Origin of the sequence: Hymenobacter norwichensis DSM 15439, from assembly GCF_000420705.1 — a bacterium.
GTDB classification, from domain to species: domain Bacteria; phylum Bacteroidota; class Bacteroidia; order Cytophagales; family Hymenobacteraceae; genus Hymenobacter; species Hymenobacter norwichensis.
This window is the reverse complement of record NZ_ATVL01000013.1, coordinates 78,251-101,089: the sequence shown is the minus strand read 5'-3', so window position 1 is coordinate 101,089 and position 22,839 is coordinate 78,251. Positions and strand designations below refer to the sequence as shown.

General features: G+C 52.5%; 22 protein-coding genes. 15 read left to right on the top strand and 7 right to left on the bottom strand.

Annotated features, from left to right (window positions below):
• Positions 1-301: 301 nt before the first annotated feature.
• The 5 genes from G536_RS0124590 to G536_RS0124570 all read left to right on the top strand — a co-directional run bounded on the left by G536_RS0124590 (position 302) and on the right by G536_RS0124570 (position 5,496).
• The gene (locus G536_RS0124590; protein ID WP_026880559.1) at positions 302-1,072 is read left to right on the top strand and encodes a hypothetical protein; all 771 of its coding nucleotides are present in this window, start codon (positions 302-304) and stop codon (positions 1,070-1,072) included.
• 76 nt (positions 1,073-1,148) lie between these two features.
• Positions 1,149-1,562 (top strand): hypothetical protein, encoded by a 414-nt coding sequence (locus G536_RS0124585; protein WP_022826268.1) that lies wholly within the window; start codon positions 1,149-1,151, stop codon positions 1,560-1,562.
• A 196-nt stretch (positions 1,563-1,758) separates the two neighbouring features.
• Complete coding sequence (locus tag G536_RS0124580) at positions 1,759-2,208, top strand: lysozyme (protein ID WP_022826267.1); 450 nt, start codon at positions 1,759-1,761, stop codon at positions 2,206-2,208.
• A 359-nt stretch (positions 2,209-2,567) separates the two neighbouring features.
• Complete coding sequence (locus G536_RS0124575; protein ID WP_022826266.1) at positions 2,568-4,115, top strand: hypothetical protein; 1,548 nt, start codon at positions 2,568-2,570, stop codon at positions 4,113-4,115.
• A 196-nt stretch (positions 4,116-4,311) separates the two neighbouring features.
• On the top strand, positions 4,312-5,496 hold the full coding sequence (locus G536_RS0124570) for a hypothetical protein (RefSeq protein ID WP_022826265.1): 1,185 nt from the start codon (positions 4,312-4,314) through the stop codon (positions 5,494-5,496).
• A gap of 1,461 nt (positions 5,497-6,957) precedes the next feature.
• Here the strand turns inward: G536_RS0124570 and G536_RS0124560 are convergent.
• The 3 genes from G536_RS0124560 to G536_RS0124550 form a co-directional block, all read right to left on the bottom strand.
• Positions 6,958-7,668 (bottom strand): porin family protein, encoded by a 711-nt coding sequence (locus tag G536_RS0124560; protein ID WP_022826263.1) that lies wholly within the window; start codon positions 7,666-7,668, stop codon positions 6,958-6,960.
• Between the two features lie 234 nt (positions 7,669-7,902).
• Positions 7,903-8,334, bottom strand: coding sequence for an SEL1-like repeat protein (locus G536_RS0124555; protein ID WP_022826262.1), 432 nt, complete (start codon positions 8,332-8,334; stop codon positions 7,903-7,905).
• Between the two features lie 204 nt (positions 8,335-8,538).
• Positions 8,539-9,099: a hypothetical protein gene (locus G536_RS0124550; RefSeq protein ID WP_157530935.1), complete on the bottom strand. Its 561-nt coding sequence runs from the start codon at positions 9,097-9,099 to the stop codon at positions 8,539-8,541.
• A gap of 162 nt (positions 9,100-9,261) precedes the next feature.
• Between G536_RS0124550 and G536_RS0124545 the strand changes: the two genes are divergently transcribed.
• Complete coding sequence (locus G536_RS0124545; RefSeq protein WP_022826260.1) at positions 9,262-10,098, top strand: hypothetical protein; 837 nt, start codon at positions 9,262-9,264, stop codon at positions 10,096-10,098.
• A 204-nt stretch (positions 10,099-10,302) separates the two neighbouring features.
• On the opposite strand, the gene G536_RS0124540 is transcribed toward G536_RS0124545, so the two are convergent.
• A complete protein-coding gene (locus G536_RS0124540) occupies positions 10,303-10,935 on the bottom strand; it encodes a hypothetical protein (protein WP_022826259.1) in 633 nt (210 codons plus the stop codon).
• 413 nt (positions 10,936-11,348) lie between these two features.
• Between G536_RS0124540 and G536_RS0124535 the strand changes: the two genes are divergently transcribed.
• From G536_RS0124535 to G536_RS29740, 5 genes are all read left to right on the top strand, one after another.
• Positions 11,349-11,975 (top strand): TetR/AcrR family transcriptional regulator, encoded by a 627-nt coding sequence (locus G536_RS0124535; RefSeq protein WP_281170628.1) that lies wholly within the window; start codon positions 11,349-11,351, stop codon positions 11,973-11,975.
• Between the two features lie 307 nt (positions 11,976-12,282).
• Positions 12,283-14,013, top strand: a complete 1,731-nt coding sequence (locus tag G536_RS0124530; protein WP_084708863.1) for a TolC family protein — start codon at positions 12,283-12,285, stop codon at positions 14,011-14,013.
• An 86-nt stretch (positions 14,014-14,099) separates the two neighbouring features.
• On the top strand, positions 14,100-15,446 hold the full coding sequence (locus G536_RS29745) for an HlyD family secretion protein (RefSeq protein ID WP_157530933.1): 1,347 nt from the start codon (positions 14,100-14,102) through the stop codon (positions 15,444-15,446).
• Positions 15,447-15,545: 99 nt separating this feature from the next.
• Positions 15,546-16,166 carry a hypothetical protein gene (locus tag G536_RS0124520; protein ID WP_022826255.1) on the top strand — a complete coding sequence of 207 codons (621 nt, stop codon included), beginning with the start codon at positions 15,546-15,548 and terminating at the stop codon, positions 16,164-16,166.
• Positions 16,167-16,188: 22 nt separating this feature from the next.
• Positions 16,189-17,808 (top strand): DHA2 family efflux MFS transporter permease subunit, encoded by a 1,620-nt coding sequence (locus G536_RS29740; protein WP_022826254.1) that lies wholly within the window; start codon positions 16,189-16,191, stop codon positions 17,806-17,808.
• A 349-nt stretch (positions 17,809-18,157) separates the two neighbouring features.
• Here the strand turns inward: G536_RS29740 and G536_RS0124510 are convergent, their stop codons facing one another.
• Complete coding sequence (locus tag G536_RS0124510) at positions 18,158-18,727, bottom strand: recombinase family protein (protein ID WP_022826253.1); 570 nt, start codon at positions 18,725-18,727, stop codon at positions 18,158-18,160.
• Positions 18,728-19,027: 300 nt separating this feature from the next.
• Between G536_RS0124510 and G536_RS0124505 the strand changes: the two genes are divergently transcribed.
• Positions 19,028-19,522: a hypothetical protein gene (locus G536_RS0124505; protein ID WP_022826252.1), complete on the top strand. Its 495-nt coding sequence runs from the start codon at positions 19,028-19,030 to the stop codon at positions 19,520-19,522.
• 225 nt (positions 19,523-19,747) lie between these two features.
• On the opposite strand, the gene G536_RS29735 is transcribed toward G536_RS0124505, so the two are convergent.
• Positions 19,748-20,158, bottom strand: coding sequence for a hypothetical protein (locus G536_RS29735; RefSeq protein WP_022826251.1), 411 nt, complete (start codon positions 20,156-20,158; stop codon positions 19,748-19,750).
• Positions 20,159-20,665: 507 nt separating this feature from the next.
• Here G536_RS29735 and G536_RS31200 point away from each other — a divergent pair.
• From G536_RS31200 to G536_RS29725, 3 genes are all read left to right on the top strand, one after another.
• On the top strand, positions 20,666-21,070 hold the full coding sequence (locus G536_RS31200) for an SMI1/KNR4 family protein (protein WP_157530932.1): 405 nt from the start codon (positions 20,666-20,668) through the stop codon (positions 21,068-21,070).
• Positions 21,071-21,277: 207 nt separating this feature from the next.
• Positions 21,278-21,970, top strand: a complete 693-nt coding sequence (locus tag G536_RS0124485) for a hypothetical protein (protein ID WP_022826248.1) — start codon at positions 21,278-21,280, stop codon at positions 21,968-21,970.
• 218 nt (positions 21,971-22,188) lie between these two features.
• A complete protein-coding gene (locus G536_RS29725; RefSeq protein WP_022826247.1) occupies positions 22,189-22,473 on the top strand; it encodes a hypothetical protein in 285 nt (94 codons plus the stop codon).
• A 154-nt stretch (positions 22,474-22,627) separates the two neighbouring features.
• Here G536_RS29725 and G536_RS32395 read toward each other — a convergent pair.
• The coding region (locus G536_RS32395; RefSeq protein WP_211223358.1) for a hypothetical protein at positions 22,628-22,839 on the bottom strand (212 nt) is incomplete at its 5' end.

Below are 22,839 nucleotides of genomic sequence, written 5' to 3'. Positions count from 1 at the left end.
CACAAGCAGTTGTGCCCTCTCTTTTGCCGGTATTTGCTGAAGTTCAATCTGTACTTTCTCTCTTGAAACCGTGCCTGATACTCCTCTTGATACTACTACTCCTATAAGTGGTTCCGCTACTCCTTCGGATCGGCTCTCACCAGTTGCCACTCATTCTGCTGTGGGGGATGAACAGACTGCACGAGGGACAACTGCTAGACAAGCTACCAGTTTGAATGGTCCAACCCAACCTAATTTCAAACAGCACGAGTTATCGAGTGAGATACTCAAATGGGTAGGTCCGGCCAGTATCTGTCTGGCCGTGGTACTCATCACCACGCTTGTAACAGAACCCAATACCAGTGCTGTTGCCTCTATTGCCTTTATTTCGGGGGCCGCAATTGGTATTGAGCGGGTTATTGAAGGGTTCTGGAATGCGCTCGGCTCTCGCATTGGCGTGTATTGGCCGATGACCTCGATCAGCCGGCAAGTGCATGAATTGGAGCTCGAATTAAATGATGCGCTCAAGCCGTTTCATGGCCACTTAAGCCAGGCCCTGGGGGAGAGCACGGCCATTCCCTCGTATTTGGCAAATGCGCAGAAAGATTTGGACACGATGCAGCGACGCTTCGACGACATTCGCACGCATGGTCCTTCCAACCAGCGGATGCAGTTGCTGGCCGCCTGCGCGGCGCAAAGTGTGAATTTTCTGGTGACCAAATACCAAACCGTATTACCTAAACTGAGTGAGGGCGTGCCCCTAGCGAACACGGCGATTAGCGGGATGCAGGATTTCCTGGCCACGTTTAAGGACAATCCCGGCCGGCGACTTCTAAGCCTGTATTTAGGGGCTCTGTTAGGCTTGGGTTTGGCCGCTGTCTTCAAACTCGACGTGTTTGCGGTAGTTAATGGCGCCACGGATCTGCCCGCCACGGCAGGACTACGGATCGTGCTGACGGGGCTGCTCATCGGGCTTGGCTCTAATCCTACTCACGAGGTTATTCAGTTGCTGCAAGAGCATAAGAAGAAGCAACGAGGCAAGAACACGTCCAATCCCAAATTGGCCGCCGATGCTTCCGTTCCCAAAGGCTAACCGATGCTACATCGCTGATTAGGAACCGTCTTCTCAACCAACCCCTTAGCTGCAAAGAGGCAATCTCCCCTATACCATGTTGCAAGGCGCTTTTTCACACTATGGGTTTTCAGCCCGCTACGACGAGAGCGGACAAGCGGGTTTTTTCCGCCGCATCCTCAGTGACCACCTGGTAACTGGCCCCCTGCTCATCAGCCACACCCACAACGATAACGCTGTGGGCATGATGTACCCGCTCTCCTCGCGCGTTGCGGGCCAGGTAGGCCAAGCCATTGGCGACGCCAGCAGTATATATGGAGGTATGGGCAGCAACGGGGCGCAAAAGACGTCGGAAGCCATCGACCTCCAGTTAGAAGATGTTGGGTTCTCCTACGCCTTTACCCCGGGTGGGGTGTACAATCTGTTGGCGGACAACTATATCCACGCGCATTCCGATATCTGTCACCCGCAGACTGCCTACGCTTTTCTGCAAGCAGTAGCGACGACCTAGTACAATCACTTGCCCATTGTGCACCCAGGCCACGTTCCCTGACCCAGAGTTTCAACCGGTCTGCCAGTTGCTTCAACGGGTAAGTTCCCTTACGACCTGATCGGCTGATGCGCATATAAAGGTGCGCTGTAGACAACCGCCAGCTTTTTCTAACCTTTTCTTTTCACTAGGTCACTTCGACCACAACCCTAAACCCATGGTAAACAACCTAACCGTCGACGCCGCAGGGCGAGCCTTCATCAGCCATGAAGAAGATGAAAAATTAGCGGAGTACGCCGACGTAGGAGGCGTAAAAACGATTGGCGTTGGCCATACCGGCCGAGATGTTTTTAACGGAGAGCAAATCACGGAGAGCCAAAGCCAGGCCTTATTGAGCAAAGACTTAACCGGTTGTGAAGCTGCTGTTAACCGGCTCGTCACGGTGCCGCTCAATCAGCATCAGTTTAACGCGCTGGTGTCATTTGCCTTCAACCTCGGCCCAGGAGCCCTGGAAAAGTCTTCTCTGCTGAGGTTCATTAACGACAAACAAACAGACCCCATTGTTCTAAAGGACCACTTTAAGATGTGGTGCAACGTGAATAACAAGCCTAATGATAGCATCAGGGCGCGACGGGGCCGAGAGGCAGATCTTTTTCTCGGGCACTGATCTTGGGGCTAACGTCCTATCTGCAAGTAACAAGGTACCTGCTCATATCTAGCCCCAAGTGCTTATTGCGCTATTCTACCCCTAGCTTCTCATGGCACATCAGGGTAAGGAAGATACGGTTTTTCTGATCTCAGTAGTATCATCCATGAGCTTTTACGCAGTCAGATTACTGACGTGCTGACCGGCGAGTAGAGGAGTCACACTACACGGGTTGCTGATTAAAAATGAGAGTAGATGTAGCGCGAACGGTGCAGTAAACCCTGGTTGACTTAGGCCAGCACTTACAAGAAACTAGTACGGGAGAAAGCCGAAAATCCCTTGAAGAGTAGGCAATGATTTTTACTTCAATAATAATTCTTATGGCAGCGGATGTTTTTAAAATACTAAAAGATCTTGAGTACAAGGCCGTGGGTGTGAAACCGGATACTCAGGATATGTCGACAGGCTTTTTTGTGTCCTTTCGGCCGATAGGCCTCCCCATTCCAACACAGGATTATCAAAACCCTTGGAGTCCTACTGGCTCGGATCTCCAAAGTATCCTATCCTCTGAGATGAAGCCGGGCACCTCGCCACCGGCCCCCCAGGACCCCGCCAGTGTAAAGCCTATTGCAGGCAGCAATCAGCTTACCCAATCTGAGCTGGACCAGTTAACCTTGGCGGGTGTCGGGGCATCTGAGCAGGCCTATGTCAACACCTTTGCGTTGACAGACGATAAGCTGGCAATGAGTAATGATTACCTGGTCCTACCAGGCACTGGCAAAATAAGTGATGCTTGGTGGGCTATTACTAGAGGGGCTAATATCATTGATACCAGCAAGGACTTAAGCGCTGAGATAAAACAAGACATTGCCACTGCAACGGCAGTGTTGATGACTCCGGTTGGGGATCCTACCCCACATCACAACGCTTATACGGACTACGAGTCAAAGTACAAAGACGCCGTCAAAAAACGTGATAATAAGTATGCTGATGCAATGTCCGACCCTACGGCTCTGCAGATGTGGCCTATACAAGGAAAGGACTATCAGGATGATATCGATGAAGCCATGCAGAATTGGGAAAGCTTTGGCTTTAAGAACGAGATAGAGCAGGCCTTGGCCGTTTTGAGTGCACAGGGCACTGACCCAGCCCTCTTGTTTATCAATCGGGCGAGGAACACTTACCAAAACAGCCTCGTGCAGCCCGACCCTAAGGTGCCTGAGACTCCTTACACCTTTATGTTGCCCAACGACTGGTACAGTTCTGATAGCGACGGCTGGAACCACTACACGCAGGATGACTTCCATTCTGAAACACATGTGGAGACAACCTCATCGCACATGGACGGCAGTGGCAGTGTGAACTATGGCTTCTTCAGCATAGGGGGCAGTGGCAGCAGCGAAACTTCCCAAAAATCACTCAATCTTCAGACTAATAATTTGTCGATTGAGTTTCATTATACAATAGTCGACATCAAGCGGCCATGGCTGGACACCAGCTTGCTCAATCTTAGTAATTGGTTTTTGGTGGGCGACTATTCGAAAAATTGCATCTCGGATGGTACCTACGGCCAACAGCTAAAAGGGACAGAGCTGACGTTTTTGCCATCTATTGTGACTAGTCTTTTGCTTGTCAGCAATCTGAAGATGCATTTTGAGGTGACCCAGGAACACCGTGACACCTTAGACCAGGCTAGTAGCGGGGGGGGCAGCGTTGGTTACGGGCCCTTCAATATCTTTTCGGGCAGTGGTAATCATTCTACAACAAGCCATGACGACAACCTTACGTATAACTTAACCAGCCAAGGCTTATCTGTTGATGGTGTGCAATTGATTGGCTATGTATCAACGATCCTACCCGCATCTCCCAAGCAAGACTCTAAGCCATACATGGCCTCTGCACCAGCCGCACCAGCTGCCACTGCATAGCCTTTTATAACCCACTTGGTATGTATTTGTCTAACAATAGCACTTTGTTACAGACACCTATTCACCTAAGCCGTCATGTAGGATGCAACTCGTTGCATCCTACATGACGGCTTAGGTGAATAGGTGTCTGAGAGCAGATATATCGTAGGTAAACCTACAGGAGCGCTCTTCCCCCATATAGTTTAGCATCATACATATGGACGACTTGTTCCAGCAGATTCAGACCTTTTTCCTAGAAAAATATTTAAATGGTTTAAGTAACCCACGCACGTTTCTAGCCTTCGAGCCGCTGGGTTGTATTATAGACCCAGAAGAGTATAAAGACCCAAACACAAATCAGTTTGTTGCGATTAAAGCAGAGGAAGCAATATCTGGGCTAGTTGACCGTGTTCCAAGTATTGGTGACATATTTCTGGCAGACCTAAATCATGTCAGCACCCAGTATATTTCTCTAGTTAATGGTGCAACGTTCAACGAAGCCGCCTTTAATGTAAACGACCCATCTGCCTACCTGGCCCGGTTAAATGAATTAACAAACGCGGCTAAAGAAACGCTTCATGATGCCAGTAGAATGTCGATAAGAGATGTTGGCGTGAGGTATTTTCCAGCCGACACTCAGCCGAGCACTTGGTACGACGCGCAAAGTCCCATCTGGATCGGCCAAGAGTTTCAAGCCAACAAGCAGGTTTTGCCTTCTGAAAACCCACTCGTAGCAGAGTATTCTGTTCGATTGCAGGCTGCTGCTCCGCCGCTACCATCACCAACTAGATTCACTTGGCGATGGTGGCGGCGGAGAAAAAACAATGCCCCCACCACGAATAGCTTAGCCGATAAACGCGTGGTAACTCCAGAAACTGCTCCTGAGCCAGTAGAGGGAGCATTGCCGTCGATGCCTACCCAACCTGTTGCCAAAAAGTTAGAGGAAGCGCGTCCTGCGGAAAATCAGCCACTCGTCCTCGGGGATGATTCCCCAGGCCAAGCTATGTCAGTAGAAGCTATATCCTTTAGCTATTGCATAGTGCAAGTTTCTCGGACTTGGCTTGATACAGGTTTAATCGATAATGCTAGGCTGTGGTATTCTCTGGCGCAACCCATGGGATCTTTCTCTTCTGGTAGTAAGGACACTACCAACTCCGGCACGCTACGAGCCATTCCTACAGCATTCATTATCATTAAAGATTTGAAAATAACTTCTTCTTCTTGGTCAGTGAATGACCTGCAGAATGCCCAAAACAGCACTGGCCTTGGCGCTTTCAACTTACTACACAGTGTAATCGATGATACCAATGCTTTAGTGAACCCTTCCCTGCAAATCATTGGCTGGCTTTGCGAGGTTTCGCCCCAAATGCCCCTTACCTCCGACCCCAACCTTAGATCTTAGTTATAATTCCAGTAGTTAAACTGCGCTAAAAAGCAAGGTAGCTTTACCACGGAGCTAGTCTTACAGCCGTGTGGGGCCTGTCGTTAATGTCGGTAAAGCTTTCCAGCAGAATCTTCTTGCTTCGCCGAACTGCTGAGTACAAGCTGATAATCGAGAACGTCGGTCTCGATAACTATAAACACGCAGAAATAAAAAACGAATATCCTTTTAATAAAACTAGAATTCTCGGATAAAGCGTGCGGAACTTGTCTTGAAGTTACCCCTGCACTTGCCGGGCGGTTAGGTTAATGTATTTAAAGGTGAAATCTGATAGTTCACTGGTGGTGTAGTATGGGGCTCAGCAAGTTGATAGCTGTGAATGAAACATCTATGCCGTGTGGCACTTCGTGGATGGCAGAGAGATAGGCGTGCCCTACCGCGGCAGAAGAAACCATAGGTAGGAGAAAGACGAGAGCTTTGGCCTAAGGCACCACCTCAATTCTAACGTATAGTGCAGGTAAAGTCGAGTGGTCAGACGAAGTGAAACAGCGTTAGGCGTCATCCTAGCAGAAACGTTTCGTGGCGAACCGTTTGCTTATAACTTCTCAATAGAAGGGGTACTTCTTCCAAAAGGGCGGATTTACACGCTAAGCATTAATGCATTGATTTACAATACTATGTAAGCTACGCTTGATTGTGCTATCAAAAAGGAAATCCTTCTCGATGAGCAAGACACACCCACTTGATTGCTTAGAATCGCCATTTTTGATAAAACGCTGCTGAAGGGCTTAGCGTGTAAATCCGCCCTTTTGGAAGAAGTACCCCTCTTATTACCAGGTAGCTAGCACGAGCTAGTATACGGGTTCCACTTGCTACTAAGCGGAGCAATAGTTACCGGATAAACAAGGCGTGTTACTGCCCAACAACATGAAGAAGGTAATCCGGATATATAGTAGGCAAACCCCAGAACACCGCAAATGGGCGAGCATGCGTGCCCTTATACTAGGGCAAAAAGACGCCGATAAGATGGTGGAACTCCTGCATCACTGCATGGCGTCTTTGGTTCTTCGACGGATCATGCCCTATATCAGCCTCGGACGGGTCGGCTTGAGACTACCCGGTTCGACACCCCTACAGCCACGGTTTGAAGAGAATTCGCCGTGTTTCTGTTTTTATAACAGCCAGTTCACGGTGTCAAGCTACGACAATGAGACGCAGTGGCGTTTTGCAACCGCCGTGGAGGCGATTACCTTCGCGGAACGACATCCGACTGCTATTCTCGCTTTTTAGGGGCAGAAAACAGGCTGTCAAGCGCTATAGGCAGTACAAGCTTTTCAAGCTGTAATTCACCGTTCTTTAAACGTTACGCAGCCCATGCGAGAGGTGGTCTCTAGGTGACAAGCCCTTCGCAGGTCACGCTACAGGCTGCTAGCGGTCGTTTGTACTGCCTTTATCCAAGGTAGTAACGAGAGTGGTGCTCCCCTATTTGCCCGAGGTAAGAGCACTTAACTGATAGCTGAGTTGCGCTTGCCACGTGCGATTGCGGGCCAGCACCAGTGGGCTAAGGGTACTATAGTTGTCAAGGTCAACGATCCGCGGTTTGTAGAACCTAGTCAACCCCGCTGCATAGCGTACCTCCAAGGCAAGCCGCGCCCCCAACTGATACCCCACGCCGGCTGTATAGCCCAACTCCCAATGCCGAAACTCGTCGGTAGTGGACACGGTTTCTGTCGCGGGATAGGGCAAGCTCAGGCGAGGGGATAACGGGTTTAGCTCATACTGTGTGTTCGCCTGCTGCCGTGCCGCCAGCAAATAGCTGACATGAGGGCCTGCCAGGCCGAAGAAGTGACCGAGCTGCCCCCGCACAAGCAGAGGGAGACTCGCGTAGTGGAGGCGAGTCCGTTCCCGGCGGGTGTATGTTCCATTTACTCCTTCCCAGCCTAACCGCCCGTCCTGTGTGGTCTTCACCCCGCGCGGCTCATACAGTACTTCCGCTTGCAGGCTTACTGGCTTGCTGAGGGGATAGCGGAGCCAGCCGCCCGCCACCCCACCTGTGCGGGCCGTGCGAGCGGAAGGCTCGGTAGTCGTACTAGCCAGCCAGCCGGCTTTCAGGCCCACTTGCAGCCGTTGTGCCTGGCTAGGGCAAATGGCAGCCAGCACCAACACACTCAGCAGCAGAGTAGAGGAACGCATACGCGAGGCCCGAGGGAATAGCTCGGGAGAAGAGGAGTCAGCAAACAGGCGACCGGTTGCAAGGAAGAGGTTGGCAATAGGAAAGGCGATGAGGAATCCCCTCAAAATACCACAGCGAAAGTATTATGCCCATGAGCGCTTAGTATCCTTATTTTGAGATCAGTCTGAGAACTATTAATATGTTAATGACTGATTCCGAGAAGTAGAAAATCAAACCACACCTTTCTTATATACCTAAAGTGCCTTTTTTACCGGAGACTTTTTCTGCTGAGTTTTTTGGAGATGATAAAGATTTTTTCTAGCTAAGCTATTTCCCAATTCTATAGCTTTCTCATAAAGAGTAATTGCCTCTTCAATTTTTCCATCCGCCTCGTATATAGTTGCAAGGCTATTACAAGCGTCTGCGATATTGCCTTTGCAAGATTTTTGATACCAGTATGAAACTCTGGCTTTACAGTATTCTTTATTTACGCCGAAGTAGTTATGTTCTTCATAATGAAGCGCTAGCTCTAATTGGGCCTTATGGTTGCCTAAATAAGCAGAAGCCCTGATTAAGGTGAGATAAGCATTATACAGATCAACTTTATCAGCTTGCGAAAATTGTGGCGAGTTATATAATGCATCTAAAATTTCAGATGCTCGCCTATACTTCTTTTCTCCCCTCATTTTAACTTTCTATTTAACTATTCTTGCTAGCGTTTGGGTCTGCCATTGCCCGAGGAGAGGAACCTTAGTGTTCTAACTGTCTCATTTTAGGCAAAGACGTAGGCGAATACTTCGGCAAATGACTTTTAACCAGTGCACCGAAGCAAGTCCAATAAGTAAACGTTATGTTTAATAGGATCTCACGCAATCGTTGGGCTCGGTGCCTTACCCGCCAATGGAATTACGAAAGAAATGGAAGCACTCATGGCGCGTTAGATCGATGGAGATATTAAAGTAGTCTTTGCCCCCATCGACCACTTGCACCAAGCGTTGCTGCCAGTCGGCATGGTTCTTATACTCCGTGACGGTGCGTTGCGCAAAGCCATTGAGCCACACAACCGTCTGTCCCGTCGCCGTACGATAGCCAGAGTATTGCCGATAATACTGGGCCAACGGGTACAACAAGCGGGGTTCGATGCGGGGCTCGGTGCCGCGCGTGTTGCCGCTGGCGACGCACGCCTGGAGGATGGCTTCGGCTGCGAGGACCTGCGCGGGGGTGAGCGGGATTGGCTTCAAGCCGGCGGGAGGCGAGGAGTCCGTACGGGGATCGAGCAGCACGCCGGTAAAGTAGGCAGTGCGCAGCAGCTGATTGGGTGACCCATCTACTGGCGTCAAAGAATAGGAGGCCGGAGTCGGGAGCAGGTGCCGGGTCGTCGTACCCTGCCAAAAGGCAAACCCGAAGAGCAGATAGAGCAGGACGGCCGCGAAGAGGAAATGGGAGCGCATAGACAAGGACGCAGAAATGAAAGCGGTGTAAGAACGGAAGGTTGCCCTCCAACAAAGGCTCGATTTACGTGTCCTTCATGACACCCCTCTGGCGGCCTGAAAAACGCGATTTTCTTGGACTGTTTCTCTACCCCTTTATTGAACAGCCTAACTGGGTTGTAAATGAGCCATGCTTCTGCTATCCTTAATCTGATCTCAACCGATTTACTTATGCAACAACGCAACTGCTTAAATGACAAGCGACTTGCTAAACAACAAGTCCACGAGTTGATCGCCCGTGAAGGGCAGCTTCATAGCCAGTACACCGCGTTTTTCGAAGAGACCTACCCAAGCGGGCATGTAAAGCGCGATCTAGTATACGAATTACCGGGCAACCGATTCTTATATGTATTTGACCAACAGGACCTATCCACACCCGGCAAAGGAGACCTCTACGAGGGGGCCTACTTTTTACAATGGATGCAGTGGGTGCAACGGGTAAGAGATGACTATGCTAATCATCGGGGTAGCTCTATCGACCATTGGCGTTTCTATTCTCGCTATCAGCATACCTTAGTTGACCGAGTACCAGAATTAGAGGACGAGCTAGCTCGAGTCTTGCAACTTGATCGGCCGCTACTCGACAAGAGCTATGCTAGTCTTGATCTGCTCTCCACCGCGTGTGAAACAGTAGGGACAGACCAGCTAGTAGAGCAACTCTATGACCACGTAGTAGCCTACGCAGGAGAAGTCATCCGACAGCGTGTCAAAGGCTGGTGGGAAATAAATGCTACCCATGCAGGGGGCAACTACCCGTTCATCAACATTGGCTTTGAAAGCGTACAGTACATGCCCATTAACGTCGCCTGGCTGGCACTGCATGGAATAGGCCCTATCGACTTGCGCAAAGCGGCAGCGAATGAGGTAAGGCGATGGGCTCCGAAAGCAAAATTCGAAAAAGTACGGGCCGCAAGAGATCATACCCCCAGACGGGATCCTTTCACCGAGCCGGGTGAATAAGACTTTCCTAGGCAGCAAAAAGCTTGACTAAAGCAGCCACTTTCTGGCAGTTGAACAACTAAACACCAGCTGTTGCTGAGGCCAGCCTGAATGGGTATCGACTTTTGCAACAGCCACTACTATTTACGTTAAGCGACTTTTCCCAGGAATAGAAGCTCGGTATAAGGATTTAGCTAACGGGGAAAAATTCTGTTTGCTGGCCTTTCAGGGTAAGCTAATACGACGATATAGTGTCTGCGCTTTTCCTGATGGAGCTAGATCCGCTGGCATTTCGGCTTGTAGACAGAGTTGTTGATTCGTCTGCCAAAAGAGCCGTTGCGGGTTCCACCTTGTTTCCTTGTGCTCCCACTGCAGGACGAGTCGGCCCTGCACAACTTGAAATAGCTGGATGCCTGTAGGCATCATATCATATTCCAGATTGCCGGCATAGGTGACTAGTTTCGTACGATCGGGAGAGCTAAGGGGCTCGCTCCACAACACAAGCGTGTTGCCTTGCTCTGATATCAAGAGCCACTCGCCGGTTTCATAATATTCCGCCAAGACTAAGTGCTGTTTGAAATCCAGCAAGTAGCCCCGGTAAGTATAGCGCACCTGATCATCCTCATCGGTGTTAAGGTGCTTGTCAGCCAGGATTTTGTGATGCCTGTTCCGGAGAGGAATCTGTAATATGCCATGCTGTTTGGTCAGGCCCTTGTGAAGCCGGAGGGGAGCGGAAGGCGCTTGTCGCGCCTGTTGCAGGAAAGCTTGCTGCGTCAAGGACGTCAAGTGAAAGGGCGGCTCCTCGGCAGGAAGAGCGGCGCTCAGCAGCAAACCAGTTACTAGGAGAATAAGACGCATAGCAATGAGAGATAGTAAAGCACAAAAGAGCGTTGCAATGCGTGCCCGTGAAGTAAATGTGGCTGTTGCAAAAGTCGGTGCCCACTCAAGATGGGCTCGGAAAGAGCTAGTAGTTGGCTATTTAATGATCGGAAAGTGGCTGCCTCAACAGAGTCTTTTGCTAACTGCTAGACTTTTGCAACAGCCACTAAATACTATATTAAGCAGAACCAACGGTAAGCAAGGCTGCATGGAAGCCGCTATTTCAATTATACGGTAAGTCTTTTTCTAGTTAAACTAGACCGCTCAATCTTGGCACTATTTCAGCGAAAACTACCCTACATGCTAGTACATCCAGATAACGACTAGCGAGTATGAGTTGCTGAGTAAGGAGGCAATGAGAAAACTGTACCTTTGAAATACTCCAAAAAGGAGTGTATCCGGCATTGCCAGCACCCGAAAAAGACACGCGCAAACACATAGTAGAGGTAACACAACGCATTACCTTCAGCAGGGGCGTGTCAGTACTGCGCATGGAGAAGCTGGCATCTGAGCTAGGCATGAGCACCAAGACGCTCTATACTCACTACCGCAGCAAAGAAGAAGTGCTAGACGCCGCCATGGCGGCTCATCAAGCGCATTACCAAGCCGCTTTTCGGGCTTTGCTTGAAAGCCCTAACCTAGATTTTCTGCGCCGTCTGCGTCAGACGATGCATCTGGGCTGGGAAGCAAACAGCAAAATGACGTCGGAGGCGGCTCAGGATTTTCGCCGTAACGCCCCGGCCCTGTGGCACAAGTATGAGCAACAGAAGCACCAGAGCATTCAGCAGCACTTCGAGCGTTTGCTGGCTGAAGGGCAGGAACAGGCATTCTTGCGGGAAGATCTGCGTCTGGATATCGTTATGGATATTCTTATGGATGTGATGACCTACCAGCTCAGCCCGAGCGCCCTGTACCAGAGAAGCTACTCGGTGCAACAAGCTCAGGAAACCTTCTATCGGCTGATGTTCGAAGGGGTTCTCAATGAGCGTGCTCGTCAGCAGTACGCTCGGCTAGCCTAAGTGCAGCCAATGTGTATGCCTACCTCCCGCGGGTGGTGCGGTGAGCTTGGGGTGGGCATTTTTTCAAATACATGGAAAATGAAAACAACGTTTCATTTTCCTGAGCGTAAGTGAAACCCACTCGCTGGTAGTGTTCTTTTGTATGCCCGCTGTCCAAGGAGTGCCTCGTAGTTATCACTTCCGAAGAGCGAGGCTTGAAGTCTGATTTCACCCCGCTATTTTATTGCTTATTCGTCTGCAATTGTGTGCGCCGATACACTCTACCTGCCCGGTAATCTGAGCGCCCAATGTTGCCTATTATTCTTTCATGAAGGCTAGTAGAGTAAGAAACCATAAGGTCATTCCAGTCATTGCCTGGGCATCGGTGGCCGTGCTTTTTTCGGAGCAAGTTCGGGCGCAAGGCTCGCCACCAGCACCCGGCTCGACTACTCAGCCGGCGGGCAGTAACCAACAGGGCTTTGGCGGTCCTCCGGCGGGCCAGCAGCAGCAACAGGAACTGCAACGGCGGCGCCAGCAGATGCAACAAACCAGTGAGCAGCCCCAGCCAACCCAGCCTAGTTCCGCACCTGCTACTCCTGTCTCGGCGGGCCAACCAGGAGCGCCCCCCATGGCGCCGTCTGCGGCTGGCACGGGCGGGGCGGGCTCGCCCGGCGAGCCCAGGGGCGCTACTACACCGCGGGCACAGGTGGGCGGAAACTTCCGCGGCATGAGTGCCCCCAGTGCCACTGGGGCGGCGCGCACGCTAGCTACTGCCCCGGAGCGCCTGAATCTGGCCGAAGCCATAACCATTGGGCTGGAAAATAATCTCACCACATTGCTCGCCAGCGAACGGGCCGAAGAAACCCGGGCTCTCAGCCAGCAGGTCCGCTCCTTTCTATTGCCCAACATCACGGGCAGCGCCTACCAGCAGAACCGCACGCTCAACTTGGCCGCGCAAGGCTTAGGCGGGAGTGAGGAAATGGCGGGCGGTGGGGGTATGGGCGGCGGGGCACCCCCTATTCCCTCCTTTGTCGGCCCGTTCAATACCTTCGATGCCCGGCTTAACTTCTCGCAAACCATCCTCAACTTGGCCGCCTTGCGCGAATACAAAAGCAGCAAAGCGGCCGTAGAAGTGGCGGATTTGACGTCCCAACTGGCGCGGGAACAGGTGGCTACCTTCGTGGCCTTGGCGTATCTGACGGCACAGCGCGGCAACCTGGAAGTGCAGGCCGCCCGGGCCGATTACCGCCTCGCAGAATCGTTGCGCGAGCTAGCCGTGAAGCAGCGCAACGCCGGCGTCGCCAACGGTATCGATGTGGTGCGGGCCGAATCCAGAGCGGCCCAGGAACGGCTACGCGTAGTGCAAGCCGAAGCCAATGTCGAGCAAACCCGCCTTGACTTAGAGCGCGCCATCGGCCTACCCCAAGGCAGCGCCACCCTTCTCAGCGACACCTTGGGAATGCGAACCGAACCTGTGCCGACACTTGAACAAGCGCTGCCTCAGGCCCTGACGGCGCGGCTTGATACGCGCATCGCCGAGCAGACCATTGCCCAACGCGCCCTGGACCGAAAGGCCCGCGCCGCCGCCCGTTACCCCATCGTGAATGCCGTTGGCGACTATGGGCAGTCGGCCAACACACCGTTCAAAAACGACCGGGCCACACGCACTTACGGCGTGCAACTGAGCGTGCCCGTGTTTGATGGCGGCTATACCCGGGGCCGTATCAATGCCGCGCTCAGCAAGCAACGCCAAGCCGAGTGGGAACTGGGCAACAGTCGGGGCCAAGTGGAGCAGGACGTGCGCACGGCGCTGGTCGGCTGGCGGCTGGCGGCCGAGCAGGTGCGGGCCAGCGACGAGCAGTTTGGACTGGCTACCCGCGAGTTGGCCTTGGCCACGCAACGCTTCCGGGCCGGGGTGGCTGACAATACCGAAGTATTGGAGGCGCAAGCGGGGCTGGCCAACGCCCGGGCCCTGCGGGTGCAGGCGCTGGCCCAGTACGGGGCGGCGCGGCTCAATTTCGCGGCAGCTACGGGCACGGCTCAGGCCTTTCGTTTGTAACCCGACAACGCCTCAACTCAACGAATTTATCCAGCCGGCTAGCCTGTGCGGCGGCTCTGGTTATCCTCTTCCCAACTAAGTGCCTTATGGCCGACTCTACTTCTCCCTCCGCAAACCGCCGGCAAATGGCCGACTCTACTTCTCCCTCCGCAAACCGCCGGCAAATGGCCGACCCCTCTGACGCCCCGGACGTCAGCGCCCGTGGGCGGCGTACCGTGCAGCAGCAGCCCGGCGATGCCCCCGACGAAACCACCCAGACCCCGGTTTACAAGCGGCCGTGGTTTGTCATTGGAGCGCTTGTCCTGCTATTAGCAGTACTATTTTTCGGGATTCGCTATTACCTGCACGCCCGGGCTCATGAGTCCACTGATAATGCGTTCATTGAAGGGGATGCGGTGCGGGTGAGCCCCCGAGCGGCAGGTACCGTGCTCCGGGTGTACGTGCGTGACAACCAGTTGGTAAAAGCCGGCACTTTGCTGCTGGAGTTGGACCCGCGCGATTATCAAGCCCGGCTGCAACAGGCACAGTCCAGTGTGGTAAGTGCCCAGGCGCAACGGGCGGCATCCGCCCGGGCGGCCACTTCGCGGCGCAGCGTAATCAACCAGCAGCGCGCGCAATTGAATGCGGCATTGGCTTCGCTGGAACAAGCCCAGGCCGAAGCCCAAGCCGCGCAGGCCCAAGCCGACCGGGACGCCCGCGACGAACAGCGCTACGCTGAACTCTACAAGACCGACGCCGTTTCGCGCCAGCGCTACGACCAGGCCCTTACGGCGGCCCGCACCACCGCCGCGCAGGCTGCCGCCGCCCGCAAGCGCACCCAAACGGTGGCAGCCCAAGCCGAGCAGGCCCGGGCTGCTGTAACTCAGGCGGAAAACGATTACCAACAAGCCACCGAGCAAATCAGCGTAGCGGCGGCGCAGATCGGCGAAGCACAGGCCATTGCCGACCAAGCGCGGCTGCAATTGTCTTACGCTAAAATCTACGCCGCCGAAACGGGCCGCGTCACGCGCAAAGCCGTGGACGAAGGCCAGACGGTAGCCGTGGGGCAACAGCTGATGGCCCTCACGTACGGGCAGCTGTGGGTGACGGCCAATTTCAAGGAAACGCAGCTGGAAAAGATGCGCGCCGGCCAGCCGGTAGAGCTGGAAGTGGACGCTTATTCCGGCGAGAAATTCTACGGGAAAGTGGAGAGTTTCCAGCGGGGAACCGGGGCCCGGTTCAGTTTGCTGCCCGCCGAAAATGCCACTGGCAACTACGTGAAAGTAGTCCAACGCATCCCCGTGAAAATTGTCTTCAACGACCAACCCAACCTGCACCTGCTGGCTCCTGGCATGTCGGTGGTGCCAGAGGTAGACATTAGCGTGGAGCCCCAGCAGCAGCCCGCCACCCCTGACAATGAAGCTCGTACGCCGCGGACAGCCGTCACGCGCTAAGCGTTGTGCACTTGCTGACTGCGGTGGTAAGCCACTATATCCAGGCGCATTCTTCCTACTCCACGCTGGACTTCCAGTTTCGCTCTTTTCTACCATCTTATGGCACCCCAACCTACTTTAGCGGACCGCTGGCAAGCGGAACTGAACGATTTCTTTGCTACCGTAGACCGCGAAAACGAAGCGTACAGCCGTAACATCACGCGGCAAAACGCCTTCTATAGCGAAGTGGCGCAACCGGCATTAGAAGCCGCCGCCGAAGCGCTGAAGCAGCACGGCCGCACCTGCGAAACTGGCCTCGACCAAAGCCGCATCTACCTCATCGTGCACCGCCCCGATGGGCCGGTAGAGTTTCAATACGCCGTGCTGGCCGAACCTCGGGTGGAAGGCGTGACGCCCTACATCCACTGCTGGTTTGAAGAAAATCCACTGGCCCTCAAGCCCGCCGACGACTCTCAGCAAGAGGGGGAGGAAGGCAAGCCGGCCCAAACCGAAGACGAGGCGGAAGGGGAGGAGGGAGAAGAGGCCGGCGAAGAAGGCAAAGACGAGAAGAAGGACGATAAAAAGCCGGCCCGTACCAAAACCATTGAACTGCTTGGCACCTGGGCTGAAGGGCGCGAAATCGAGAGCGTCACCCGCGAGGAAATCCTGGCCGACTTCGTGGCGCATTACAAAGAGGCCGTCACGCGGCTGCGCACCCATTTGCACACCACACCTCATTAGCGGGCGGCCCGATTAGGAATTCATGAGCCAGACCAAGACGCAGAAAAAGCCAGCCGACAGCGCAACCCATAGCGCCGGCAATGCCAAGTGGGCCATTGCCGTGACAGTGGCCATGGCCACGTTCATGGAAGTGCTCGACGATACCAGCGTATCGGTGGCCCTGTCGCAGATTGGCGGTAACCTGAGCGCCGCCCAAGATGAGGTAACCTGGGTGGTTACGGCGCAGTTGGTGGCCAAGGGCGTCGTGCTGCCCATTGCGGGATTCATGGCTACGGTCGTGGGGCGCAAGCGCCTGTTTTCCATCTGCTTGCTGGCTTACGGGGCTACCTCGCTGCTGTGCGGCTTATCACCAACCATTGGGGTTCTGGTGTTTATGCGGGTGGTGCAAGGGCTTTGCGGGGGCATGCTCTCACCCATGGCTCAAGCCATCCTCACCGATACGTTTCCGCCGGCACAACGCGGGCTGGCTTTTGCGGCTTACGGCGTGGCAACGGTAGTTGCGCCCACGGTGGGTCCCACGCTCGGCGGCTACCTCGTGGACAATGCCAGCTGGAACTGGGTGTTTTTCGTGAACGTGCCGGTGGCGCTGGTCACTGCTTTTCTGGTTTCCATTCTGGTAAAAGACCCACCGGCCCTAATAAAAGAGAAAGCCGCGCTGTGGAAAGGCGGCCTGCGGGTGGATTACATTGGCCTCAGCTTGCTGGCAGTAGGGCTCAGTGCTCTGCAATTCGTGTTGAGTCGTGGCGAGCGGGAAGAGTGGTTCACTTCGGGCCTGATTTCGGCGTTGAGCGTGGTGGCCGCCGTGGCGCTGATAGCAGGCATCGTGTGGGAACTGCGCGTCAAAGACCCGGTTATCGACCTGAAATTGCTGCGGCACCGCAACTTTGCCGCGGCGGTGCTTATCATGTTTGCGGTAGGAGCCGTGCTTTTCAGCAGTTCCACGCAGTTGCCGTTGTTTTTGCAGAGCTTGCTGGGCTATACGGCCATAAAAAGTGGATTGGCTATTTCGCCCGGGGGGCTGGCGGTGTTGCTGCTCATGCCCGTGGTGGGCGTGCTATCGGGCAAAGTGCAGGCCCGCTGGATGATTCTATTTGGCTTGATTATCAGCACGCTTGCGCTCTTCAATTACGCCTACGTGCTGAGCTCGGACATTGATTTCTTTAGCGTGGCCAAAGCCCGGGTGTACCAGAGCATGGGGCTGGCGTTCTTGTTTGTGCCCATCAGTGTGGCGGCCTACGTGGGTATTGCCAAAAATAAAACCAACCAGGCCGCCACGCTCATCAACTTGGCTCAGTCCTTGGGCGGCAGCTTTGGTATTGCAGCCATTACCACCTTGATTTCGCGGCGGGCGCAGTTTCATCAGAGCCGCCTAATTGATGGCCTCAACTTTTCTAATCCCGGCTACGAAACCAGCCTGCAAGACCTGACCCTCAGCCAAGCCGCCGCCGATGGGAGTATGGTAGATGCTGCGCAACGAGCTCAGGCCGCCATTTACGGGGCGGTACAGCTGCAATCCAACGTGCTATCGTACATCGATTCCTTCTACCTGCTGGGTTTCGCGTGTCTGCTGTCAATTCCCCTAGTGTTCCTGATGCGTGCCAACAAGCCAGGCCATGACGGGGAAGCGGCCGCCGCTGGGTAAGACTCAGCTGCTGGATTGCGGACGTTGCGGCTGCCATTGAACATGGTCCTACCTATCAACCTTGATGTTTGCTGATAGTCAAAGTAGGAGCAGGTCTTTATCTTAACTACCAGCAAACAAGCTCTTATCCTAGCTGCGGTGGAGCTAGTTGCAGCTAATTAACATCAACTGAAAGGAGTAGTACCTCATCGACTTTACAGCAACTGTTACCCAATTAATCATAGCGCTTCTAAAAAGAGAATTACAACTAGTAAAAAACCTGAATTCAACCGATGAGCTTTGGTTGATAGGATTTATGGAATAGTTGATTAGCATAATGTTAGATTTAAGACAAAATAACTTACTGATTTTAAGTAATTTGCCTTTCAATCTCCTGCCGGTAACGCTTGACGCTGGCGCGGCTAATGCCGGTGAGGGTTACAATTTCAGCCACCGATAAGCCCCGCTCTAAGGCCGTGGCTACCTTGGCCAGCTTCTCGGCATCGCGCCCAGCGGGCCGGCCCAGGTGCTTCCCCTGCTGCTTGGCTAGCTCAATGCCGGCCAAGCTCTTCTGTCGGTTGTTCTCCCGCTCGTACTGATTGAAGGAGCTGAACACCCCGATAATCATCTTGCCTGCTGGGGTGCGCGAGTCGATGCCCAGGTCGAGCGCCCGAAAATGCACCTCACGTCGGTTAAATTCTTCCACCAACTGAATCGTGTGCACGGTATTGCGGCCAAGTCGCGCCAAGCGGTTCACCACCACCACGTCGCCTTCCCGCACGGTGGCTAGCAACTCATCGAGGGCTAGGCTATGGGTCCGTGTGCCGGAAACCTTCTCCTGAAAAATGCGCGTGCAGCCCGCCTGGGTAAGGTCCTCCACCTGCGTGGCCAGGTTCTGGTCGGTGGCGGAAACGCGGGCGTAGCCGAAAGGGTGTTGCATGGCTCAGGAAGTATGGGTCACAAATTTACCTTACGAAACCCACTTCTTGAGCCATCTAAATAGCCGGTTCAGCGACGAATCGCTACGCTGGCTTAGTGGCTCAAAAAGGTGCATCTTGCTGAGCCAGCCGCCGCGCACTAGGATGCGTTAACACGTCCACCGAGTGACTGCCCGTTAACCAAGGCCGTCTGTAGAGAAGACCCGCCAAGTCAAGGGCGCAAATGCGAATTTTAAACCAAACTTTCAACCGGGGCCAACCTTTCGCTTGGCCCCCACGAATATCAATTAAAAGCTTTTGTCGTGCGCCTGTTCCTCCTTTACCTGCCTGCGCTGCTGGGCAGCGCTGCCCCGGCACTGGCCCAGGGGCAGTACAACCCTTCCGAATTGCCTAAGGAGTTTGTCATCCTGCAAAGCACGCACGACTACGCCATCGCGCTGGCGAGCGCTCGGCAAGCTGCCACCCGGCTGGCGCGGCCCCTCAACCTACACGGCTACCGGCCTAATAAAACTACGGGCTTGAGTGCCAGTCAGGAAGAATGTGAGAAAAGCGGCTGCCGCTACCCCTGCTACTGGCCCCGGGGGCAGGACCTGAACGAGCAGAGCGACGATATTTCTATCGAGTTTTCTACCAGCCACGCGGGGTTAGCCAAAGGCTACTATATCGTCGTGGCAGCGTCGGGTGTGCCCCACTCGGCGGCCTTGCGTCGAACGCTAGCCCGCGTGCAGCGCCTCTACCCTACTGCCTATGCTAAGACTACGGCCGTTGGGTTTGGCTGCGTCCAGACTAAAAAATAGTTTAAGCGCGTGGCTTTCCCTATATAAGGCCCAGGACAAATAGAAATTCACTATACCCTAAATAGCACAACAAGACACCCGGCACCCTCCAGCGAGGAAGCTGGGTGTCTTGTTTTAATCTCTTTACATAATCGCTTGTTGTAAGCGGGTCCTTGGAATAAGTGCAGTTTTTACCCCACCGCTCCTGCCCTAGAATTATAGAATTTTGGCGAGTACAAGGCTCTTTCAAGTCAAGAGGCTCCACCTGACTAATGAGTTTTCACCATAGTGAAATTCAGCAACGGCTTTGAGGCTTTTGACAGGATCAATAACTAGCTTTTCAGCTAAAGCCTGCTCAATTTCAGCGTGCCTTAATCTGTCTTCTGGCAAAACTGGATGCGTTTCTTGTGTTGTCTCTCCTTTATCAAAAGCGGCTTTCCAACGCAGCCACATTGACCAGTCTTCTAAGGCGAACTGTAGTGTTTCCGTATCAATAAGACTAAGCAAATAGGTGTCTGACCAATTGTAGGCCGCTTCGTCCCAAATACATTCATAATAATGAGGCTGGCCTCTAAAATCAGCCACACCTATACGTGCACCATCATACCAATCCGTGATGGTGTAAACCGTTTCTAAGCCTTGAGACTCGGTGTGCATTACTGTTTATGATGATGGTGCTACAAGTTCCCTGACTTGTTAAGCGCAGTTTAAGAAATAGGTGGGTTAAGCAAGGTCTGGACTGGCTTTCACATGCTTATCACACATTCTCGGCTGTGCTGCTGCTCAAGCATTCCTATTGATGTGGCATTTTACAAAAGGTGAATTAAAGCTCGTAAAATGGGTTAGCACGGTTTTCATTGACGACTCGTCAGGCTTTCGCCCGCAAGGCCGCATCATAGTGGCAGCGTTTGATAAGTTGGGGACTGTTTTTCCTGACAAGGAAAACAGTAGCCCCTATCTGTCCAGATTTACCCGATCACCTTACCCGCCACGAGGCGTTATTACTTGGCCTATTACAACGCCGAACGCTGGCATTTTCGCCTTCGGCTATCAATTATCTGATCACTTTGAGTTCCACTTTCAAACTGCCCCCCAACTCTGAGTGGCCTAATTAAACCACCTCAAACCGCCTACAAAACAATCTTCAAAAAGGAAATCGAAAGCATGAATAGTTTATTTCTAACAAAAGACTTCTACTTAAATGCAGCCCCTTCGCCTACTGAGTTGCAAAGAATTAGACAAGCGAGAAATGTTGCTTACTCAGTAGATTATATAGAATTCATTCAGAAAGCCGATGGAGGTGAAGGGAAGATTGGCGAGTCAGCGTATTTGGCTATCTGGACTATTGACGACTGTTTGCAGGTTAATGAACAAAACGAAGCACAAGACTCGATTCCTGTTCAAGACTTCTGGATTTTTGGTTCAAGCGGAGGTACTTTTCATTACGGCTTTCACAAGGGTAGCAAGGGCATTTACGAATTAGATATGTATGAAGATGAGTACAAGGTCTACGTTGGCTCTAGCTTGGATGAGCTAGTTAAGTTTGTATACAATAAGAACGAAGAATAAAGTTTATCGGAGCATCGGTAGGTGGGATGCAGTTTACATACTCCGCCCTACAAGGTGATACTACGTGGGTGGCACAGGGCCGCAACCTTGGTGCTAACAGTACAACACGATAGGACGTTGGGAACTCGAAGGACTGGAAGGTAGTGCACCCGGTAAACTTTAGAACGGGAAAACGGCTAAAAAATCCTTAACACATATTCGCAGTCCATGAAACGCATCCTCTTTCTTTTCGGAAAAGAAGATGGTGAACGTATAAATGATCTCGATGCCTTTTTCTTCCCCTTATCAGTTCTTTTCCAGAATTTGATAAATGAGTATTATAGTAAAAATAAATTAAACGAAATTATTATAAGGTTTTATCCCGAAAATTACTATCGCAATTTTCCTATTGTTCCACAAGGCCAGTATCAGCATACTAAAGGGTATTATTCTTACTACGATACCATTGATTTGGATCTTCTTTCTTCTTTTGACAAAACAAGTAAGTATGTATATCTATGGAGAAGGGCCTGTTCCATTATGAAAGGGGGTGCCGGGCGAATAGACGACGAACTTCCGGCAGTTATTGACAACGTACTGGAGCGGGGGTTGGCGTTAAACTTAAATCCAGATTTCAACCTTATTGAAAAAAGATTTTACGTTAAGGGTAGTGAGTATAAGGTTTATTTGAGAATCCATTTTAATGAATTTACTATGGACTCGTTATTTTGCATTGAATACAACGATAAGTTACTGCTCAATATGCAGTTGGAAGAAGCGGCAAACGGTGCTGGATTTTTCTTGGTAATGTATAAGAATATATTACTGGATTCAGAGAATAAAAATTTTGTTTTGACCGGGTCTAAAGAAGTGGACTATTTGCCTTTGAGAGTACGTATTCCGGATTTAGTTTCATCCTAACTAGTCACTGATTACTTTCGGCTATTTACTCATTGGCGGTGGGAAAACTCGTCTACGATTCATCGTTTACAAACTATTGCGCAGCGGTGCCTAGCGTAACGACCCCACCCTTGCCGCCGCCGACTAACCACTAGGTGTCGGGGTGATTCTCAATGATTACATGGTGCGAAGTCTTACCCCGTTGGTACCTTCTCCACCCTCTATTTAGCTTAGCCCGCATGAGTTGGACCGTCATCGTAGAGGACGAGAACAAACACCCGATCGCTTCGCTAGGTGAAGAGTTTACAACGGGGGTGAGCTTGCACGACGAGGCCTTTCGGATGCTGCGTTATCTGGACCCCTACGGGGATACTACGTTCAACCACCTGCAACAACCGGCGTTGTTAACTGACTTGCGCCTATTGCTGACGTTGGAACCCTCCCCGCTGCTGGAGGAACTCCTTGCGCTGATCACCCGAAGCCAAGAGCAGGTGCATACCTATGTGTGTTTCTACGGCGACTAGGTACGTCTCGCTTCTGAACGGAACAAGGGAGATGCAATGCGCTATAATTTCAGAGACAGGACCAACCTCCGTAACGTTTAAGCCACGGTGAATTGCAGGGTGTAAAAAGGCTTTTTCTTTAGTTAAATCACACTTTTCTTGCACGTTCATCCGTCTATCGGGGCTGAGGGGTGACAGGTGGTGTAGGGGGCCGCCACTGAGCCGGCAACTGAACCCGTTGCCCACTACCATTGGGCAGCGTTGAGTCCGCCCCAAACTGCAACAACAGCCCCAGCACGCGTTGCTGGGCCGCCGGCAGCCGGGCGGCGTAGAACAAGACGGGGGTCGAATTCATGAAAGCACTGCTCCGCCCGTTCGGGTCGGCGC